This window comes from Citrobacter europaeus (genome assembly GCF_037482245.1).
In the GTDB taxonomy this organism is placed as follows: domain Bacteria; phylum Pseudomonadota; class Gammaproteobacteria; order Enterobacterales; family Enterobacteriaceae; genus Citrobacter; species Citrobacter europaeus.
The window spans coordinates 893,781-913,960 of record NZ_CP148084.1 but is presented as its reverse complement, the minus strand read 5'-3'; the positions used below and the strand labels follow the sequence as shown (position 1 = coordinate 913,960).

General features: G+C 53.9%; 17 protein-coding genes. 3 read left to right on the top strand and 14 right to left on the bottom strand.

The genetic code is table 11. The features are described 5' to 3' along the window. Nucleotides 1-27 precede the first annotated feature (27 nt). Nucleotides 28-1,257 (top strand): amino acid permease, encoded by a 1,230-nt coding sequence (locus tag WHR59_RS04335; RefSeq protein WP_003825569.1) that lies wholly within the window; start codon nt 28-30, stop codon nt 1,255-1,257. Between the two features lie 784 nt (nt 1,258-2,041). Here the strand turns inward: WHR59_RS04335 and rcnR are convergent. Further along, nucleotides 2,042-2,314 (bottom strand): Ni(II)/Co(II)-binding transcriptional repressor RcnR, encoded by a 273-nt coding sequence (gene rcnR, locus WHR59_RS04330; protein WP_043017452.1) that lies wholly within the window; start codon nt 2,312-2,314, stop codon nt 2,042-2,044. Nucleotides 2,315-2,434: 120 nt separating this feature from the next. Between rcnR and WHR59_RS04325 the strand changes: the two genes are divergently transcribed. Continuing rightward, nucleotides 2,435-3,334, top strand: a complete 900-nt coding sequence (locus WHR59_RS04325; RefSeq protein ID WP_047408958.1) for a nickel/cobalt efflux protein RcnA — start codon at nt 2,435-2,437, stop codon at nt 3,332-3,334. 45 nt (nt 3,335-3,379) lie between these two features. On the opposite strand, the gene WHR59_RS04320 is transcribed toward WHR59_RS04325, so the two are convergent. From WHR59_RS04320 to WHR59_RS04290, 7 genes are all read right to left on the bottom strand, one after another. Then, nucleotides 3,380-4,762 (bottom strand): amidohydrolase family protein, encoded by a 1,383-nt coding sequence (locus WHR59_RS04320; protein WP_338843630.1) that lies wholly within the window; start codon nt 4,760-4,762, stop codon nt 3,380-3,382. Between the two features lie 12 nt (nt 4,763-4,774). Next, the gene (locus tag WHR59_RS04315) at nt 4,775-5,725 is read right to left on the bottom strand and encodes a carbamate kinase family protein (protein ID WP_075145670.1); all 951 of its coding nucleotides are present in this window, start codon (nt 5,723-5,725) and stop codon (nt 4,775-4,777) included. Nucleotides 5,726-5,751: 26 nt separating this feature from the next. Next, nucleotides 5,752-7,302 (bottom strand): xanthine permease, encoded by a 1,551-nt coding sequence (locus WHR59_RS04310; RefSeq protein WP_338843629.1) that lies wholly within the window; start codon nt 7,300-7,302, stop codon nt 5,752-5,754. 117 nt (nt 7,303-7,419) lie between these two features. Further along, nucleotides 7,420-8,838 carry a DUF1116 domain-containing protein gene (locus WHR59_RS04305; protein ID WP_047408946.1) on the bottom strand — a complete coding sequence of 473 codons (1,419 nt, stop codon included), beginning with the start codon at nt 8,836-8,838 and terminating at the stop codon, nt 7,420-7,422. Continuing rightward, complete coding sequence (fdrA, locus tag WHR59_RS04300; RefSeq protein ID WP_075145669.1) at nt 8,838-10,385, bottom strand: acyl-CoA synthetase FdrA; 1,548 nt, start codon at nt 10,383-10,385, stop codon at nt 8,838-8,840. The genes WHR59_RS04305 and fdrA overlap by 1 nt, the downstream gene beginning before the upstream one ends. Continuing rightward, nucleotides 10,363-11,184 carry a DUF2877 domain-containing protein gene (locus tag WHR59_RS04295; protein WP_213733258.1) on the bottom strand — a complete coding sequence of 274 codons (822 nt, stop codon included), beginning with the start codon at nt 11,182-11,184 and terminating at the stop codon, nt 10,363-10,365. Before WHR59_RS04295 ends, fdrA begins: the two co-directional genes overlap by 23 nt. 93 nt (nt 11,185-11,277) lie before the next feature. Continuing rightward, on the bottom strand, nt 11,278-11,883 hold the full coding sequence (locus WHR59_RS04290) for an ankyrin repeat domain-containing protein (protein WP_338843628.1): 606 nt from the start codon (nt 11,881-11,883) through the stop codon (nt 11,278-11,280). Between the two features lie 391 nt (nt 11,884-12,274). Here WHR59_RS04290 and WHR59_RS04285 point away from each other — a divergent pair, with 391 nt between their 5' ends. Next, a complete protein-coding gene (locus WHR59_RS04285) occupies nt 12,275-13,204 on the top strand; it encodes a LysR substrate-binding domain-containing protein (RefSeq protein ID WP_043017460.1) in 930 nt (309 codons plus the stop codon). A gap of 42 nt (nt 13,205-13,246) precedes the next feature. Here WHR59_RS04285 and WHR59_RS04280 read toward each other — a convergent pair whose 3' ends face one another. The 6 genes from WHR59_RS04280 to pgaA form a co-directional block, all read right to left on the bottom strand. Then, a complete protein-coding gene (locus WHR59_RS04280) occupies nt 13,247-13,519 on the bottom strand; it encodes a GNAT family N-acetyltransferase (protein ID WP_003033869.1) in 273 nt (90 codons plus the stop codon). A gap of 11 nt (nt 13,520-13,530) precedes the next feature. Continuing rightward, nucleotides 13,531-13,761 (bottom strand): 4Fe-4S mono-cluster protein YjdI, encoded by a 231-nt coding sequence (gene yjdI, locus WHR59_RS04275; RefSeq protein ID WP_047413384.1) that lies wholly within the window; start codon nt 13,759-13,761, stop codon nt 13,531-13,533. Nucleotides 13,762-13,842: 81 nt separating this feature from the next. Then, nucleotides 13,843-14,349 carry a poly-beta-1,6-N-acetyl-D-glucosamine biosynthesis protein PgaD gene (gene pgaD, locus WHR59_RS04270; protein ID WP_043017461.1) on the bottom strand — a complete coding sequence of 169 codons (507 nt, stop codon included), beginning with the start codon at nt 14,347-14,349 and terminating at the stop codon, nt 13,843-13,845. After that, nucleotides 14,346-15,680, bottom strand: a complete 1,335-nt coding sequence (pgaC, locus tag WHR59_RS04265) for a poly-beta-1,6-N-acetyl-D-glucosamine synthase (protein ID WP_043017462.1) — start codon at nt 15,678-15,680, stop codon at nt 14,346-14,348. The genes pgaD and pgaC overlap by 4 nt, the downstream gene beginning before the upstream one ends. After that, a complete protein-coding gene (pgaB, locus tag WHR59_RS04260; protein ID WP_043017463.1) occupies nt 15,677-17,698 on the bottom strand; it encodes a poly-beta-1,6-N-acetyl-D-glucosamine N-deacetylase PgaB in 2,022 nt (673 codons plus the stop codon). Before pgaB ends, pgaC begins: the two co-directional genes overlap by 4 nt. Nucleotides 17,699-17,707: 9 nt before the next feature. Next, nucleotides 17,708-20,170, bottom strand: a complete 2,463-nt coding sequence (gene pgaA, locus WHR59_RS04255) for a poly-beta-1,6 N-acetyl-D-glucosamine export porin PgaA (RefSeq protein WP_286522629.1) — start codon at nt 20,168-20,170, stop codon at nt 17,708-17,710. Between the last annotated feature and the right edge of the window lie 10 nt (nt 20,171-20,180).

Here is a 20,180-nt window from a genome sequence, read left to right as displayed (position 1 = left end):
TTATTTTATAGTTGATACGTTCAAATAATGTCGAAATTTTGGTCAAAAGAAGAGACTCTCTGGAGCTTCGCACTATATGGGACTGCCGTCGGCGCAGGAACCCTCTTCCTCCCCATACAGCTGGGTTCTGCAGGCGCGGTGGTATTGTTTATCACCGCACTCGTCGCCTGGCCTTTAACCTACTGGCCGCACAAGGCGCTGTGCCAGTTTATCCTGTCCTCAAAAACCTCGGCAGGTGAAGGAATTACCGGCGCGGTTACGCACTACTACGGCAAGAAGATTGGCAGCCTGATTACCACTCTCTATTTTATTGCCTTCTTTGTGGTGGTGCTGATCTACGCCGTAGCGATAACCAATTCACTCACCGAACAGCTGGCAAAACATATCACCATCGATCTGCGGATCCGCATGCTGGTCAGTTTTGGCGTGGTGCTGGTGCTGAACCTGATTTTTCTGATGGGCCGACAAGCCACCATTCGGGTCATGGGCTTTCTGGTGTTCCCGCTGATCGCATACTTTTTATTCCTTTCGCTTTACCTGACCGGAAGCTGGCAACCAACGTTACTCACTGGCCAGATGTCTTTCGATCAGCACACGCTGCATCAGGTTTGGATATCTATTCCCGTGATGGTTTTCGCTTTTAGCCATACGCCAATTATCTCTACGTTCGCCATTGACCGACGTGAGAAATACGGCGAGCAGGCCATGGGTAAATGCAAAAAAATCATGAAGGTAGCCTACGTCATCATCTGCCTGAGCGTGCTGTTTTTCGTCTTCAGCTGTTTGCTTTCGATTCCGACAAACTATATCGAAGACGCGAAAAATGAAGGCGTGACCATTCTGTCAGCGCTATCGATGATGCCCAACGCGCCGGCCTGGCTGTCGATATCCGGGATCATCGTTGCCGTTGTGGCGATGTCAAAATCGTTCCTCGGCACCTACTTTGGCGTGATTGAAGGGGCAACGGAAGTAGTAAAAACGTCGTTGCATCAGGTGGGAGTGAAGAAAAGCCGGGCTTTTAACCGCGCCCTGTCCATTATGTTGGTTTCGGCCATTACGTTCATCATCTGCTGCATTAACCCTAATGCCATTTCAATGATTTACGCGATAAGCGGGCCACTGATTGCCATGATTCTGTTTATCATGCCGACATTATCGACCTATCTGATCCCGGCACTGAAGCCGTACCGTTCAGTGGGTAATCTGATCACCCTGATTGTCGGTCTGCTGTGCGTATCTGTGATGTTTTTTGGCTAGAACGTGTTGTTTAACGGCTCATTTTCCTGAAAGTGGGTGCGATGTCGTTCAGTTAACAACTCAATTTCAGAAAGTATCAACCTGTGTTGGCGGAAGTAATGAACATGCTATCTCAGAGAAGGGTTCCGTTCACCTCATGTTCATCGTTTCTCTGAAGCACCGATTCCTGTGAACGTGCAAGGGAGGCTCACCGCCGCCTCCCTTGCAACCCAGGCTCCCGGCGGGAAAATCGTCGCTACGCGATTCATTCGTCTTATGCCGTCTGCCTGTCGGGTCGGGGCCGAGCCTGCGTCCATGCAGCCCGTCCCCTCTGTCCGCATCCCTGCGGACAGCCCCGGTCAGACGTCAACTCCTCATCGATTTTCAGCCGGACCCGAGTCATCGCTTCAACGCTCTGATTTCCAGTTAAACCTGTTGTGCTGTTCAGACCAAAAACGCAGATGGTGAGGTGTGGGCTGGTCCGGCTGAAAATTGCCGACGTGTTTCCGTAAGCCCGGGAGAGCCAGCATGGATGCTGGCTCAGGGCGCGCTTTGCAGGGACGCTACCTCGCGCCCGACCCGGTAGCCTGGAGGAATAAGCGGAGGGGACCGCGGAGCGGCAATTTTCCCGCCGGGAGCCGGGATTGTAAAGGGCGTGGCGAAGAACACCCTTTACAAGTTCACGGGTATCAATGCTTCAGAAAAATAACACTGCTGAGGTGAACGGAACCCTGAGAAAGAATCACATGTTCACCCTACATGCTTAACTGGACGGTATTGAACGTGGATGAGCCGTTAAACTGACTTATTTGATGTACGAATCCAGCACTTTCAGGATCACATCCAAATCCTCTTCGCGCTTAATTTCATCGCCCTGATGCACAATGTGCTCGGTTAGATGACCTTTAATCACTTCACGCATTAATCCATTTACCGCACCGCGGATCGCCGCTATTTGCTGCAATACCGCCGCGCATTCATGCGGTTCATCCAGCATGGTTTTCAACGCCGCTACCTGCCCCTGAATCTTGCTGGCTCGGGCTTTCAGCTTTTGTTTGTCGCGGATCGTATGTGACATAGCTTTACCTTTTTAACGTCTGGCTGTAGCGACAATACCATCCTCATTCTACTGGGGGGTAGTATTTAATACTGGGGGGGAGTAGAATCAAGCAAAATTAAACAACTAAGAATCATTCTCATGGGTGAGTTTTCTACGCTTCTTCAGCAAGGCAACGCCTGGTTTTTCATTCCCAGCGCGATTCTATTGGGTGTGTTACACGGGCTGGAACCAGGGCATTCCAAGACGATGATGGCGGCCTTTATTATTGCTATTAAGGGAACCATCAAACAGGCGGTGATGCTGGGGCTGGCGGCAACGCTGTCGCATACCGCCGTGGTATGGCTGATCGCGCTAGGCGGCATGTATATCAGCAAAGCGTTTACCGCCCAGGCCGTCGAGCCCTGGCTGCAGTTTGTTTCGGCGATTATTATTCTCGGGACCGCATTCTGGATGTTCTGGCGGACCAGGCAGGGAGAGCAGAACTGGCTGGCCCAGACGCATCACGACCACGATCATGGGCATCATCACCACGCTCACGAGCATCACCATGATCATGACGGTCATCACCACCATCATGATGACCACGATGACGATCACCATCATCATCATGAACACGACCATGGCGCACTGGCCGGGCTGAACGAAGGTTCAAAAGAGTATCAGGATGCCCACGAACGAGCGCATGCCACCGATATTCAGCGGCGCTTTGCGGACAAAGAGGTCACCAACGGCCAGATATTACTGTTTGGTCTGACCGGCGGGTTGATCCCGTGCCCTGCCGCCATTACGGTACTGCTGATTTGCATCCAGCTCAAAGCCTTCACGCTGGGCGCGACCATGGTGCTGTGCTTCAGCCTCGGGCTGGCGCTGACGCTGGTAACGGTGGGCGTGGGAGCGGCAATCAGCGTGCAACAGGCGGCCAAACGCTGGAGCGGATTTAACACGCTGGCACGCAAAGCTCCCTATTTTTCCAGCGCACTCATTGGCATGGTGGGGTTGTATATGGGGATCCACGGCTATCTGGGAATTGTCGGCTAACAAGCAAAGAGCGCAGCAGCGATTGCCGCTGCGCGTAAAACCAGATTAGCTTGCGACATTCCCCCACACCAGTTGCCCTTGATGGAAGGTCGCGGTGCGTGGGGAGATTCGCGCGACGGCTTCTGCCGAACAGGAGGCATCCACCAGCACAAAGCTGGCTTCATCCTGCGCTTTCGGCCAGACGCGCTCACCTTTATCGTTGAGCGGCAACACATCGCCAGTGGCGAGGAACAACGCCCGCGACAGGTTGAGTTCGTTGGGGCGAATATAGAGCTGCGCGTACAGATTTGCCTTTTCCAGCATGTCGCCCAGCCCGTACGGCGACCAGTGGTCAATCACGCTGTCAGTTCCGGTAATCACTTCCACACCGTTGTCACGCAGCTGTTTAAGCGGCATGTGCAAGGTACCGATTGGCACCGTCGAGGCAATGGTAATCTGCTGTGCCGCCATGCGGCCCGCCAACGAGTCTACCTGCTGTTCGTTCAACGTTGCCAGCGCAAACGCGTGGCTGATGGTCAGTTTGCCCTTTAACTGTGGCGTTTTCTCCACCGTCTCCACCATGTAATTCACTGCCGCCACGCCCGCCGGGCTGGTTTCATGCAAATGGATATCCACGCCTTTATCGTAATCCAGCGCAATCTGGAACATGGTGTCGAGGGATTTTTCCATCGCCCCATCGACGCTGGTGGGGTCCAGACCGCCGACATAATGCGCTCCCGCCTGCATCGCTTCGCGCATCAGCGGTTCAGATTTTGATAACAGCAGGCCATGCTGCGGAAACGCCACGATTTCACAGGTAAAACCCGGTTGGCGACGCGCCAGTACCGCCTGCAGGTTTTCGAGATTTTTCAGCCCGGAAACCGGTTCGATATTACAGTGGCTGCGCGCGATCGAGGTACCTTTTGACTGCAGTAGATCGATGAGCTTTTCCGCGCGCTCCTGTGTGTAAGGCTGGAGTTCAGGCAGCAGCTTTTGTTCCAGGCGGATCATATCCTGAATGGTAGTGCCTGCCGGACGGTTCAGCGAGCGCCAGGGACCGCCGTAAAAGGTTTTATCCAGATGGATGTGCATGTCGCGCATGGCGGGCAGCATCAGCTTTCCTCCCGCATCATAGTGCGGCAGCGTCGCATCCGGATGCTGCTTATTCTCGCGCAGCGCAACAATTTTCCCGTCCTGGATTTCAACGGTTTGTAGCGCAGTACGGGTATGCACCACCACCGAATTTTCGTAATCAAACCCGGCTTCCAGCAGGACGTTATCCAGGTAATAGTGCTTATCGTTAATCGTCATTGTGCTCTTCGACCCGCAGGTGTTCCCGACAGGATTAGCAGCATACGCGACCGGAGTCACTGCGCCAAACAGCGCGGCAGCTGTCACCATTTTTCCACTCTGACTTAAAAATTCACGGCGGCTGTTACTTTCCTTCATTCACGTTTCCTCTCAGGAATGGACAATATGGGTGCCCGTTTCGCCACGCAGTGCGGCAGGCAGGCATTCCGGCGTGGTGATGATCACTCGTCTACCGCCACGCTCCAGAAACGCCAGACTGGCAACGATCTTGGGTAACATGCTACCCGGCGGGAAATGCCCCTCCTGCATGTAACGGGTCATCGTTGCGACATCCACCGTATCCAGCGCCTGCTGGTTGGGTTTGCCAAAATGAATACAGACCTGCTCGACGCCGGTGGTGATGACCAGAATGTCAGCGCGGATCTCCTGCGCCAGCAGCGCCGTGGAGAGATCTTTATCAATCACTGCGTCCACGCTCTGGTAATCCCCCTGCTCGCTACGCACCACCGGGATGCCGCCACCGCCTGCGCCAATCACCACAAAGCCTTGCTGGGTCAGCGTTTTGATCGCCTCCGCCTCGACAATGCGCTTCGGTTGTGGAGAGGCGACTACCCGGCGGTAACCGCGCCCTGAATCCTCAACAAAGCGCCAGCCCGGATTGACCCGCTGCAGTTCATCGCGCTGTGCTTCACTAAAGAACGCCCCGATAGGCTTGGTGGGGTTAGCGAAGCCCGGATCGTTTTTGTCGACCTCCACCTGCGTGACCACCGTGACCGCCTTCTGCTCGCCGCGTCGTGCCAGTCGGTTGTTCAGCGCCTGTTGGATCAGATAGCCGATGCCGCCTTGCGTATCGGCGACGCAGTTTGCCAACGGGGTAAGCGGCAGCCCTTCACGCTCGTGTGCGATTTCCGCACGCCGTAGATCCAGCCCAACCTGCGGCCCGTTACCGTGCGTCAGCACAATGTTGTAGTCCGATGCCAACATCTCCAGCACCGTATCCGCCACCGCTTTCACCGCTTCAGCCTGATGTTCAATCGACTGGCTGGCGTTATCTTTGATAATGCTGTTGCCGCCAATGGCAACGACCACAAGTTCTTTCATAGTGTTATCTTCCGCGTGCAGGCGATTCAGGTCGTTTTCGTCGGTTCCTGCTCTGGCGCAGTCACCGCTTCACGGCTATCAAGAACATGCTTGAGGACAAACATGCCGCTCATCATCAGGTAGGCCACAACAAACATCATCGAGCTGCCTTCGGCAAAGCCAACCGCTGGAGAGTGGATCACGCCAAACAGCGATAACAGCGCGCCAAAGGCTGCGGCAATCGCCCCGCGCAGCGGCTTATTCATAATGGCGAAGATAGCAACGCAGCCCCACAGCATGCTGGCCAGCGGCGCGCCGCTTCCCAGATGCACCAGTCCGTCGTAATAGACACCTTTGCTGTGCAGCAGATCGCTCCCCAGTTTCCCCGCAGATGTTCCGGCGGCCCCCATCACGCTGTTGACGATGGTCAATGCCCAGTTAGCAATCCACGGGAACAAGCAGATGAAGATAACGGGAACCTCGACTTTGGGCGTCTCTCGCACCACCTGATTGGCGGTCACCACACCGATAAATACCAAAATCGGCACTATCGCGGTCATCGGAATAATGGCGAGCATAAACGCTCCTAACCCAAATAACGGCACCAGGAACATGGTGATGCCTGAAGCGAGGGTATAACCGATGCTGGCACCCATCGCTTTCCAGCCCGCATGCCCAACATACACGGTCACCGGGAACGGGTTGCCGAGCATGCAACCGAGCATGGAAGCAAAACCGTTCGCCATCATGACTTTACGGGTGTTGTACTCATCCCCCGCCGCATGCGCGCTTTCAATGTTCTCGAGGTCAAAAATGTAGTTCGCCAGACCCAGAGGAACAGCAGAAGCCAGATACGGCAGCGCGTGCGGCAAACCTTGCAGGAAGCTGTCGACATGGATTTCCGGTGGGTTAAAACCAAAGGAAGCCATCGACGATTTAATGGCCTCCGGGCTTTGTAAACCAGAGATCCACGCCAGGGCCGTACCAGCAATCAGCAGCAGCAAACCGGTAGGAATACGGGCAAAAATCGGCTTCTTACCGAACCAGTTAATGAAGATCAGCAACAGGACGACGAAAGAGACGGTCGGCGCTTCAAATGCCTGCAGCATCGGGTTCATCGCCAGCAGCAGCAACCCCAGGCCGGACAGACAAGACAGCAGTACCGTGCGCGGGATCATCTTGCGGATGGTCTCACCCAGGAAGGAGCCGCACACCAGGATCAACGCTTCAACAAAACACCACACCAGCGCGATTTGGATAGCGAAGTTGGCATCTTTGGTTTGCTGATAAACCGGCATCAGCACCAGGAAGGTCACGGTAAAGATTGACGGTGCGCTCGGTCCGGATGGCAGCGCCGTCACGTCTTTACGCCCGGTGTGCTTTGCCATCTGCAGGCCAAACCAGGCATAGCAGACGCTGGCCACCAGCACCGCCAGGCCAAAGGCAGGCGCAATGCGACCATAGACAATTTCGGTAGGGATCCCGACAACAAAAATGAGCAGCCCCATCATTGTCAGCAGGTTAGTCAGGTTGTTGGTCATCAGCCCGAAGTAAGCTGCCCAGTCACCACGTTTCCATTCAAGTTTTATGCTGTTCATGGAATATCCTTCACAGGTTAAGCATCGTTTGCGATCGCGGAGATCGCCCAGCCCTGCAGGTAAGCAACGTTTTTCGCTTCGCTACTGTGGGGCTAACCGCGTTAGCCCCGGTTATTGTTATTGGCAGTAGCGGTCGCGCCAGTTGAGGATCGCCTTTTCAAAACAGGCGAACGGCGGGTGAACTATTCCAGCGCCGATCATGCCGATCCCCGCATCTTTGTGCGCAATGGCGGTGTTGATCACTGGCAGAATGCCGGTGCTGCCCACGCGCGTAATATCGATAGCGGTCGGTACACCCATAAAACCAAGCAATGGAATGGTGACGTTGGGGTTTTCGCCGAGGGTGATTTCACGCATCTGGCGCGAAAAATCAACCGCCTCCTCGACCGTACCGCCCACCAGCGCCACGATGGCCGGTGCCGTCGCCATGGCGAAACCGCCAATGCCGTAGGTTTCGGTAATCGCACTGTCGCCGATATCGCGCCCGGAATCTTCGGGCTTGTAGCCCGCAAACATCGGACCAATCACCTGCTGTGCCGGACCGGTAAACCACTGACCCGGTAAGCCACTGATGCGCAGACCGAACTCAACGCCGTTACGCGCCATCGTCGTCACCACGGTGCTGTATTCGATACCGTGTGCGGCGTCCATTGCGGCTTTACACATCGCCATCCAGGTCGGTCCGGAGAAGTAATCGCTGCTAAGGACGAACTCGAACACCTCTCGCTGTTGCTCAACCGGATAGCCGGTCTGAATAATCCACGGCGTCAGCGCCTGAATCAGCAGCGCCGTCCCGGCATTGTTGCGGTTGTGACACTCATCGCCCATATGCAGCGCCTGAGCCAGCATCAAACGCAGATCGATTTCGCCCGCCAGCTTCATGGCGTCGCGCAGCATCGGTCCCATCACATCGCGCATCCAGTTCAGGCGCTCGATAACGCTCTGATCGTTCGCCCCCATGCGCAGGATCTTCGCCATCTGCTCGCTCATATTGGTATATGCGCGGTTGCCGTAAGTTTTGTTCTCAACGATGTGCATAAACATCGATGCCGAGGTCACGCCCGCCATCGAGCCGACACAGTCATGCTCGTGGCAGGGTGAGAAGATGATTTCACCCGAGGCGGCCAGTTCGGCGGCTTCATCCAGATCTTTCGCCAGCCCTTCAAACACCAGCGCACCGGTTACCGCGCCCTTCATTGCGCCGCACATTTTTTCCCAGCGGATTGGCGGCCCGGCGTGCAGGATGGTGTTACGGGTCATGCCCGGTACGACGTTGATCGCCTGGTCATAGCCAATCAGCACCGGATGCGACTGAATAATGCGTTCCAGCGCCTGCTGGTTAGCGGCAGCAATTTTGTCTGCCAGCGGCGAATCGGCAATGTCGTCCAGCGCAGCCACGACCTGCATGTTGCCCTGGCCCGGCGGCGTCCAGTCGAGTTGAGTCACGGGTACGTTTTGCTTTTTCAGGTCATCGCTGAACATCGCGATGCCGACGTTAATCACGTTCAGCGGCTGGTTAAACAGTGTCTGGCTCATCAGGCTTCCTCCCCCTTACAGATAAATTCACGCGCCAGCAATCCGGTGTTGGTGCTACTGCTCGCCCAGATAACGCCAGCATCGGTCAGCATCTGACACTGTTTTTCCAGTGACGGCGTATCAAGATCGGTTCCCAGCACATAGCCGAGGATCTCAAGCGGACGCCCCTCTGCGGCGGCGATCGCTTTGGCTTCAACGATCGCCTCAAGCATCACGCCAACCGGATCTTCATGCGATCCAAATCCAAGAACGAAGTCCATAACGATCACGCCGACTTCAGGATCGCGCGCTTCCTGCAACAGACGACTAATGCGGTTGGTCGGATCGATCATCGGGTGCGGTTTGCCGTTGGTAAAATCGTCATCACCGAAATCGAGGAAGGTATGCGCCACGCTGCGATTGAGATCCGTTAGGCGGAACGCCGGATCCGGATGAATGTTGCTATAAACTTCGGCATGTTTTTCCATGGCGGCAAACATCGCCTCATCGCACAACGTGCCGCCGCAGAATAAGCCACGGATGTACTTTTGCTGCGGGGTGAGGCGGGCGCGAACCTCTTCAATCAGCGGCCAGTTGAGCGGATGGAGATCCAGGCTCTCTTTTTTCACGCCGGTCAGCAATACCGCTTTCAATGCCGCCTCTTTAGTTCCGCGTGCAAACTGCAGACCTTTTTCATCTGCAGGCGCGGCTTCACGGCCGAGGAAACACACCACAACGGGCTTATGACAGGCGCGCGCACGTTCCAGCACCTTGCGCGCCACCGCGGTCGCAGGAGGTTTGGAAATAAGTGCGATGATCTCAGTTTGCGGATCGGCCTCCAGCATGCCAATCGCGTCAAGCATCATCAGGCCGCCAATCTTCTCACTTAGATCGCGACCACCGGTGCCAATCAGTTGGGAAATCCCGCCGCCAAACTCGTGAATACGTACGCTCAGTTCCTGGCTACCGGTACCGGACGCACCAACAATCCCGATGTTGCCGCGACGCACCGCGTTGCCAAAACACAGCGCCGCGCCGTTGATAATGGCGGTTCCGCAATCTGGCCCCATCATCAACAGCCCTTTTTCATGCGCCAGCTGCTTAAGCGCCAGTTCGTCTTCAAGAGAGACGTTGTCAGAGAACAGCATCACATTGAGGTTATTTTGCAGCGCCTGACGCGCCTCACGCGCGGCAAACAGGCCATTGACCGAGATCACCGCCAGATTGCTGTCAGGGACGTGCTTCTTCGCGCTGGCCAGCGTGGCATAGCGCGCTTCATGCTGACCGCCCTGCTCTTTATGCGTAAACAGATCGTCAATCGCCACCAGCGTCTGGTCATTCGCCGCCTCGCTGGCGCCTTTAATGACAATCATCAGGTCGCCACTTTTCGCCTCTTCAAGTTCAGGCGTCAGCAGGCCGAGATTCTTCAGTACACCCTTATTCATTTCTGTCGCCATAGCCACGAACGCCTGCTCAACGCCATCGAGCTTATTTGCGCGTGTGGAAATAGACATCAGTGAGACAGAATCAAAATACGTGTTCTTTTTAACAACTATCCTGATCGACATAATTCCCTCCGGACCTGTGGCTCAGGGCGCAGGCATCCGCCATGCCATACAGCATGTCGCAGCCAGAACTTGAGCCGATATTTTTAATGTCAGTAATATATTGCGTAGAAACGGGTTGTTGCTCAGTAATAATATGGTTCAGCAGCCGTCCGACGCTTTCCCGATAACGTTGACGAAAGGCTTCCTCCAGCGTTATTTTGCTGAGTAACGTTGTATTATTTCCGGCACGTTGTAAGGCAACTAAAAAATCTTCACGATATTTCCCCAGCGGATGCCCGGGAATAAATAGAATGGTGCTTAAGCCCACTAAATAATCATCCGATGAGGGCGTCAGACCAATCCCCAGACCAATTAAATGGCTGACCGCTGTAGAGATATTTTCTCCTGTATGTAACGCCGCCAGTAAAGTTTGTCGGCGGTTGAGTAATTGACGGGTGATTTCCTGATAAAACGGGTTATCTCCCTGGTACAAAAATAATGAGTCATCGCTTCTTAGCTGTTGGCGGATAAGCTCTTCCCAGCACAGCCAGCGGATTGCGGCAAGGCTTACTGCATCTGGCGTCCAGCGTGGTATGCGCCACGGCAGGCACCCGGAGGTTTCTATCCATTTATCGTTGCCAACCGCTATCCCCGACCGGGTAAAACTGACCCACTCACCGGGGTAAAACAGCTCTTCACAATGCGTCAGCGCCAGCCGACAGCTGTTAGGCGCGTTATCACAACCTTCACTCAGTAACGTCAGCAGTCGCTGCTGTTCGGGTATTAACAGGTTTACCGCGCGGGAAAAAACCTGTTCCACCCGTCCCGTTCCCCGGAAAGCGAGAAACGCGCCGTCTGCGGTTAGCGCCTGTACGCATCGCCGTGATGGCGTAGCGATAGTGGCGCTCCTCTGTCAGGCTCCGGCCGCAATCAGCAGTTCGGCAATCTCGTGATACCCTTTCTCCCGCGCCAGTTCCAGCGGGGTTTTACCGTATTTATCCGTCATGTGTGGGTTTGCGCCATGGTCGAGCAGCAGCTTAACGATTTCTTGCTGCTTCGCGCCGCCGTCATTAAGCACGATGGCTTCCAGTAACGGCGTCCAGCCGACAAAGTTGGTATGGTTAACATTGATATCGGTACGCAGCAGAAGTTCGCGGACGATCTCGACATGGCCTTTTTCGCTGGCAGGCGTAATACCAACGCCGCCAAACCGGCTCAGGCAATTGAGATCGGGGTTGGCCGGCAATACGATACGCAGCAACGTTAAATCATTAGTCAGACAGCTAATCAGGAATGGATTAAAACAGGTTTGATCCTGTTTATTAATATCGGCACCAGCGGCAATCAATAAAGAAACACAGTCATAATGCTTATTCAGGCTGGCAATAATAATGGCGGTGCGTCCCTGGCGGTTAGTGGCATTAATATCCACACTTTTTGCCAGGCAGGATTTTAATCCATCAGCACTGCCCTGCTCTGCCGCCAGCAGAAATTCAGTAATGAGTTCTATCTCTGACATAATCGCTCTCCTGCAGTTTTTTAGACTTTTTAAATATCCAATAAGCTGAGAATAGCAACAGAGTGCAGAGAATAATATCCGCTTAAAATTCATTCATCGTAAGCGTGTCGATTATTGAATTATATTTAACAATGAGAACAAAACGTGCTGTAGTGCAATCTTTTCCTTATGACAGAGCTGCTTTTTGCCATTAATCAATAGTCAGGAAAATCAGGCGCGATGCTGCACGGATAGCGGCCTGCAATTAATATACAGAAGTGTGATTGCCTTCAAATCAAATGTAAAACTAGTGTTAAATTCTGTTCAAAACTGATTGCTCTATATAAGGATTACAAATACATTCAACAATCATCGCATCGCGGATACGCGTTTGCCGCCGGAGGGGAGAAAGATGAATTCAATTTTTACCGAGGAAAACCTGCTGGCATTTACCATGGCTGCCCGCTATAGCAGCTTTAGCAAAGCGGCTGAAGAACTTGGCTTAACCACATCGGCAATTAGTTACACCATTAAGCGCATGGAGCTGGGGCTTGATGTGGTGCTGTTTACGCGTAGCACCCGTAGCATTGAGTTGACCGAATCTGGTCGCTATCTGTTTCGCAAGGCCACCGACCTGCTCAACGATTTCCACGCCATCAAGCGCAGCATTGATACCATTGCTCAGGGTATTGAAGCCCGGGTACGTATCTGTATTAACCAGCTGTTATATACCCCTCAACACACGGCGCGACTGCTGCAGGTACTCAAGAAACAGTTCCCTACCTGCCAGATAACCGTCACCACCGAGGTGTATAACGGCGTCTGGGATTCGATCATCAACAACCTTGCCAACATCGCTATCGGCGCGCCGGATACTTTACTGGATGGCGGCGGGATTGATTACACCGAGATCGGCGCGATCCGCTGGTCGTTTGCGATTGCCCCGGATCATCCGCTGGCTTTTATGCCTGAACCGATTTCTGAGAGCCAGTTGCGCCTGTACCCGAACATCATGGTGGAAGACACCGCGCACACCATCAACAAAAAGGTCGGTTGGCTGTTACACGGCCAGGAGTCGATTTTGGTTCCCGATTTTAATACCAAATGCCAGTGCCAGATCCTGGGTGAGGGCATCGGTTTTCTGCCGGACTATATGGTGCGCGAGGCGATGGAAAAGTCGTTGCTGGTCACGCGGAAGATCCACAACCCGCGTCAGGATTCACGGATGTTGCTGGCAACCCAGCATTCAGCAACCGGTCGGGTAACACAGTGGATTAAAAAGGAGTTTGGCCCACAAGGGGTGTTGACGGGAATTTATCAGGATTTGCTGCATCGGGAGTGATGCCCCGGACGGCGATTATGCCTTCCGGGGTACGTAATCTTTTCAGGCGCGAATATCGTCGTACTCACGGGTTTTATCAAACTCATGTTTGGCAAACGGGCACAGCGGAATAACTTTGCGGTTTTCGGCACGCATTTTCTCCACCACCTTCGCCACCAGCTGTTTACCAACGCCCTGACCTTTCAGGCTGGGATCGACATCGGTATGTTCAATAATGCTGAGATGTTCACCCGTCGGCACGAAGACAATCTCGGCAACCTGGTTACCCTCGGCATCGTTAACATAAAACTTGTTGTGGCCTGCAAGAATTTCCATGGTTCCCTCACTTATTTCTGACGATATTTCAGCGCACCGCTCGGACAGGTATCAATCACTTTAATGACCGTTGCGACATCCACTTCATCCGGAATGATCCACGGTTTACGCTTCAGATTAAACAGCTTAGCGCTTCCCCGCACACAGTTGCCCGAATGCTGACATATCGCCGTATTGAAGTAGACATCAATCTTCTCGCCGGTATAGGCCCGGTAACCTGCATCCAGTAGTTCCTTATCCACGACATTGCCTCGCATTTTTTATTGTCTGGGTCTAATCATAGACCTGTGCGAGGCCGAAGAAAGCAGTTGGCACCAGAAATATCACTCAGACCTTTTCTGCATCGACGGCTGCGGCTCTGGCGGCAAATACTCCAGCATCGCAGGCGTCGGCGGCGGCAGGCGGTTATCGGCGATATCCCTGTCCACATCGATATGACTGATTTCACCATTCTCATGATGGTGGACCGTCAGCACCCGCGCTTTGTTGAGTTCTGTAACCAGTTCCCGGGTAATGCGTAAACTTTCCGCCAGCTCATGGTCTTCCAGTCCGGGCCTGCGGCTGCGGCGTTCTACACGAAAACGATACTGGTTGTACTTCGCCCAGCTTATCAGCACCAGTCCGTTGACCAGCGCGACAAGGATGTAAAACGTGACCGTATCCAGCGTGGTGAAAAAGGGTCGCACGCCCATATAAGGTGAGTGCGCCAGAGCCGCGATCAGCCCTTTATAGATCAAATAGATAAATCCAACCCAGGCGATGACCGTCAACAGCACGTCAATAATGCGCGGCAACAAACGCCGCTCCGTAAAGATCAGTGGCTGGCTCATGATTCGATCCTCCCAATTCCACGGTCGGGACTCACCCAACGCGCCCTGCCGCGTTTGCGTTTGAGCATGACTTTCGGGAAAGCGACCAGCGTGGTGAACAGGCTTAGCATCCAGTACACCACCGGAAACCAGATAATCCAGAACAACGACGCGCCAATGCCTTTTTCGTAGCGCCGCTCAATCATCAGGCTCACCGCAAACTGCAGCAAGCACACCACGCCGAGGATAAGTCCGGTAAAGGCCGGCGGGAACAGATGTTGTACATACAGCGAGTCCGGCATCGGGATCATCAGCCCTAACAGGAACAACACGATACTGACAGCATAGGCAAACGACCAGGCGGTAGAAAAACAGAACTCAAGAAACAGCGGCCACATGCGGCGGAACTCCCACGACCACAGGCGGCGCATGTTAACGATAAACACCTCTGCCCCCCCCTGAGCCCAGCGCAGACGCTGCTTCCACAGCCCTCTTAACGTTTCAGGCATTAAGATCCAGCACAGTGCTCGCGGCTCAAAGAATACTGACCAGTGGCGCAATTGCAGCTTCCAACTGATGTCGATGTCTTCGGTGATCATGTCCGGGCTCCAGTAACCGACCTCGGCCAGCGCGCGACGACGAAACGCCGCAACCACGCCAGAAACGGTAAAGATCTGCCCATAGACTCGCTGTGTACGCTTAATCAAGCCGATAATGGAAGAAAACTCACCGACCTGCACCCGACCGATTAAGGTGGAGCGGGTTCGAATACGTGGATTCCCGGTCACTGCACCGACGCGCGGGAACTGGATAAGCGGAGCCACAATATAGGCAACGGCATCACGGTCCAATAACGCATCGCCATCAATACACACCAGGTAATCACTGCGCGCCGCGGCTGCCCCAGTCTTGAGCGCCAGCGCTTTGCCTTGGTTTTCAGCCAGATGAATCACCCGCAGACTGGGGTATTCCACAGCCAGTTGTTCCAGCACGTCGTGGGTGTCATCCGTTGAACCATCGTTGATGGCAATCACTTCGATGTTCTTATATCGCTGCGCCAACGCGGCCTCAATGGTTTCACGCGCATTGATCCCTTCGTTAAAACAAGGGATCAAAATGGAAACCAGCGGATTTCCCTGTAGCGTCGGCGGCGGCGTGTCATCTCCCCATTTCCAGTGGCGTTCACGGTAAAACCAGAAATAGACCCCGCCGCTTATCCACAATGCTGACATGAATAAGGGCCAGAAGAAGACAAAGTTCAACATCACTTCACCTGTAAAGACGACAGCCACGCCAAACGGCAGGCTGAACATCAGGCAAAGTATCAGGAAAGCAATAATGCGATCTGTCATTTTTGCGGGTACCAGTATGAGGAGAACGTCGAGCGAATCTCTGACATCTCAGGTTTGTCGCTGATGAAATCATCCGGGTAATAGCCGTAGTTACCTGCACCGCTTAATTTCAGTTGGCGCATCCATTCGGCTATTTGTTTTCCGCTGATTTCAGCCTCGTCCCCGGATTTACGCCAGTCTCGTGCCTGTAGTTCAAACACGGTTTTGTCCAGCGCGCCGGGCGTTTGTGCAACGGCATTCACTAATCTGTCGAGCCAGGCGTTGGCATCATTAGCCGGGATCTGCTCCATGAATGGCATCGCCATCGGTGCCGTCCAGTCATAGGTATTGAGGAAATCATTCAGATTCTGCGCAAACCAGGCTTCACTCTCCGGCTCCAGTACCGGCATCGCGTAAATATTGCGCGCAGTTTGCACCTGCGGACCGCGAATATTACGCACCGCCTGGGTCAGCTGTTTGGTGAAGTCGATCAGCACCTTACTTTTTAGTCGCGTCCAGCGCTCAAACGACTGTGGGTTGCTACGGATTTGCTCAATGCTGCCCGGAAGACCTGCGGCGCGGTAGGCGGCTACCGCCTCCGGTGACGCATCTTCAAAATCCGTCAGGAAAGCATCGTCGTGGAACAAAATCCCTTTAAAGCTGGCATGCTTCGCCAGGTCTTCATAGATTTCAGTGATGCGTTTACGCGCTTCGCTGTCCCAGGGAGACAGACGAACATAGTTCTCGCGGTTGATCGTAGTACGGCCCGTTTTCGGATCCCAGGCGGTTACGCGTGGAATGGAAGCGTCGAGATCGAAAGCCAGAACCGGCATCCAGGCATACACCGTCACCCCTGCCCGCGTTTGTAACTGCCAGGAGATATAGTTAAAGAGGTCGGCGCGCATTGGCAGCCAGCGGTTGGGGAAATAGAGCTCGCGAATATTCCCGTCGCCCTGCGGATCGGCGTAGGCCTGCAGGAAGACATGAGAAATGCGCATGTCATAAACGCGCTGGATAAGCTTGTCGATGTTTCGCTTCTGCTGGGCCGGATCTTTGTCATACACGTAATCCAGATCGACATGCATCACGCGCATCGTCTGCGGTTCACGTACCTGCGCAACCTGGCTGGCAAAGCGCTTCAGAGAGGGGTTATCAGAGATCAGCACGCGTGGAATATCGTCGAGAAACGCGGCATTCGCCAGCCCTTCGTTGAGCGTGAAGGCCATCTTATAGCCATGATCTTTAGCCAGGTTTAACGTTGTGCCGTTGGCCGCGCCGTAAGGCCAGACCCACGCGCGCGGCGATTTCCCGGTCACCGATTTAATCTTATTGGTGATAAGAGAGATATCCGCGTTTATGCGTCGCGTGTACTGTTCGTCCGTTTCGTAAGCGCCGGTCTTCTTATCATACAGGCGGTTCGCCACCGCCGGTTCTTTACTTCCCTGCGGGTTGGCTTCGCCACCGAAATGCGAGTTCCAGGTGTGCGCACCGACTTCCACCAACGGCGATTTGCCCATTTCTTCGACCATTTTCCAGGTGGCAAATTTATCTCGCGCCGTCATTAGTCCGCCAAAATCGACCTTTTTGTTGGCGGGGGCATCAACCCAACTCCCTACCGGAGCCCAAAGCGCAGGCCAGTTGTAGGCTTTCAGAAGCGGCCAGACGCGGGTATAAAAACTGCTATATCCGTCATCAAAGGTGAGCAGTACCGCTTTTTCTGGCAACACGATTTTACCGTCATGGGCGTCCAAAATTTGCTGCACGCTGATCGGGTTATAGCCATTATCACGCAGCCACGCCATTTGGTCGCTCAACGCGCTGGTGCGCACAGAAAGATAGCGCTGGTCGGCGGCGCCATCCTCAACGTCGTGGTAGCCGAGCACCAGAAAGCTATTTTTCGGCCACGGATGATCCGCCGTCAGCGGCGTTCTCTGTGCGGGAGGAACATAGCGAGGCGTTGTATTGTGCGCGCTACTGCACGCGGTAATCATCAACCAGCCAGCGATTAATGCGCTAAGCCACAGGCATCTTTTCAGCATGAACAATCCTTAAAACCTGACATTTAAATCGAAAGCGAGGGAGATATTCCGCTCACGTTTACCGTCGTAGGGGCGTTTATCCCAAATCAGCATCACCCCACCATCTACGACGTTGTTCCATTTGAGCCGTTGTCCATATCCCACCTGAACGATGGCACCAGCGTCCTGGCCTTGCTGCCAGTAGCCACCGACACCTGCCAGGCCTTGCTGAGTCCAGACGGTGTCATAGTGGCGGTAAAGAACCTGCTCCGCGCTCAGGCCCGGAACAACGGAAAAATCACTCTTCGGGTTGTAATACGGCACATTCTCTTTGGTGTTAGTGCTCCCGCCGATGCCTGGGGTAAAGTCCAGAGTGAAGCGCGGCGTCGTCCACATGCGTTCTTTTCCGCTGAGTCCGTATTCGATGCGATCGTTACCATCTGAGAAATGTGATGCGGCGAACGACAGTTGATATTCACGTCGTTCGTTTTGATACCAGCGGACAAACATATCGCCGCCGTTGGCATACACGCCGCTACGCAGCGCGCGCAGTGGCGTATTACGCGACAAACGCTCGGCCGAACCGCCTACGCGCCAGTTGTCATTGAAGTCATGCCAACCGGAAAGACGTCCACCAATCTTCTGACCATCGCCATAATTTCGGCCAGACACTTCCATTTCCGCCCAGTAATCACGGGAAGTCCATTCCGCGCCTGCCGCCAGATCGCGGCTGATCCCCTTGCCTTCTTCAAATTCACCGGTAGCAAAGTTGAATCCGGTAAACAGTCGCCAGTTGTCGTTAATTGGCGGGGAGTAAATCGCCGTGTTGATGTTGAAATCATTCTTACCGCTGACTGGGCTATCGGAAGAGATCCCCTGCGTGCCGCTAATACGCACTTCCGACATTTTGTGGACATCACGAATACGCGCGAGGCGCAGCGTCGCTTCGTCATCCGGGCTACGGGCGATAACGTCATCCGTCAGTTCATCGGCTTGCTTCCACTCCTGGAGATCCAGCGCAACGTAAGCCTGCTGACGCTCCAGCTCCAGGTTGCTTGGCTCAATCACTTCCGCAAGCTTCAGCTCTTTCTCCGCCGCATGTGGCAAGCCACGCGCTTCAAGTACAGAGGCATAAGATATGCGCAGTCCCTGGTTACCTGAGCCTGTTCGCGCCAGATGCTCTGCGAGCTTTTCTGCCTCTGGCAATTCATTGGCAGCAATATGATATTGCGTCAGCAGCGACTGTGCGAGCAGCCAGTTATCGTTAGGCTGCGGCGTTGGCGAACCATAGATACGTCGCAGGTACGGACTCTCTTTGATTAAGTTTTCGGCCTGCTTTTTAGCAGCATCAAAGTTTTCATTATCGATATGCGCGTAGAACAGATCCTGTTGATCCTCTGGGCCGAGCGGCATAACAGGAATCGGTCCGTTCGGATAGTAGATGCTCATCAGCATCGCTTCGGTTTTTTCTGGCTGGCGCTCGCTTAACCATGCCGATGCTACCCAGCGTTTTGCGTAGTTTGGCACTTCGCCGCTTGCAGACAGCGATTCGTATTCATTAATCACTTCAGAAGTACGTTTACGAACCAGCAAAGCGCCCATGCGGTCAATTCTCGCCCGACGAACATCATTCTGCGCGGATGGTTCATCCTTCCAGGCAACCAGTAACTGGTCATAACGGGCCAGGGCTTTATCCGCCACGATAAACCGTTCTTCTTCATTCCGCGCGGACGTATAGGAGGAACGTACCATTTCGGCGGCAGCATCAAGTTCAAGGCGACGCTTCACAGGATCTGCTGTAGGTACTACCTCCGCCATATTTAGAGCGGGCCCGGAAACGCGGTTTGCTGACAGAGCAGATAGCAGCGTGGATTTTGCATTTTTATTATCTGGATCAACGTCATCTGCCTGGCTGGCAACCAACAGCGCGTCCCAGTTTTTCCCCTGGGAATGATAGACATAGGCAAGTAACGCGTCGGAGTCTGCGCCCGGATGCGCCTGTGCCCATTTATTCGCTTCAGTAAGGGCTTGCTGGTTGTAGCGAGCATCCGCCAATGTCATTATCCAGCCGGTACGTACGTCAACGTTGTCAGGTTCTTCCTGTAAAACGCTTTCCCATACCGCCAATGAATCATTCCAGTTTTTCTGGTTACGGTACGCACGAGCAGCGGCGACTTTGCCGCGCGCAGGCACTTCCATCTGCCCACGATAGCGCTGCCAGATTGCAATGGTGGTTTTATCGTTGTTCTCAACCCAACTGGAAACTTGCAGCCAGTCGGCAACCTGATTTGGCGATAGCGCGCTTTGCTTTCCCTGATCCTCAAGATAACGCAATAACGGCGCACTATTACCACTTCGCGCTTCAATAACCAAAGCGTCATAATCTGATACCGCTGCAGAGATTTGCATAGGAAAAAGAACGCTTGCCGTAAATAAACAGCTTAAAGACTTAAAACGTTTAATGAAGTTGGCATGTCGACGCATACTTAACATATCTGCCCTT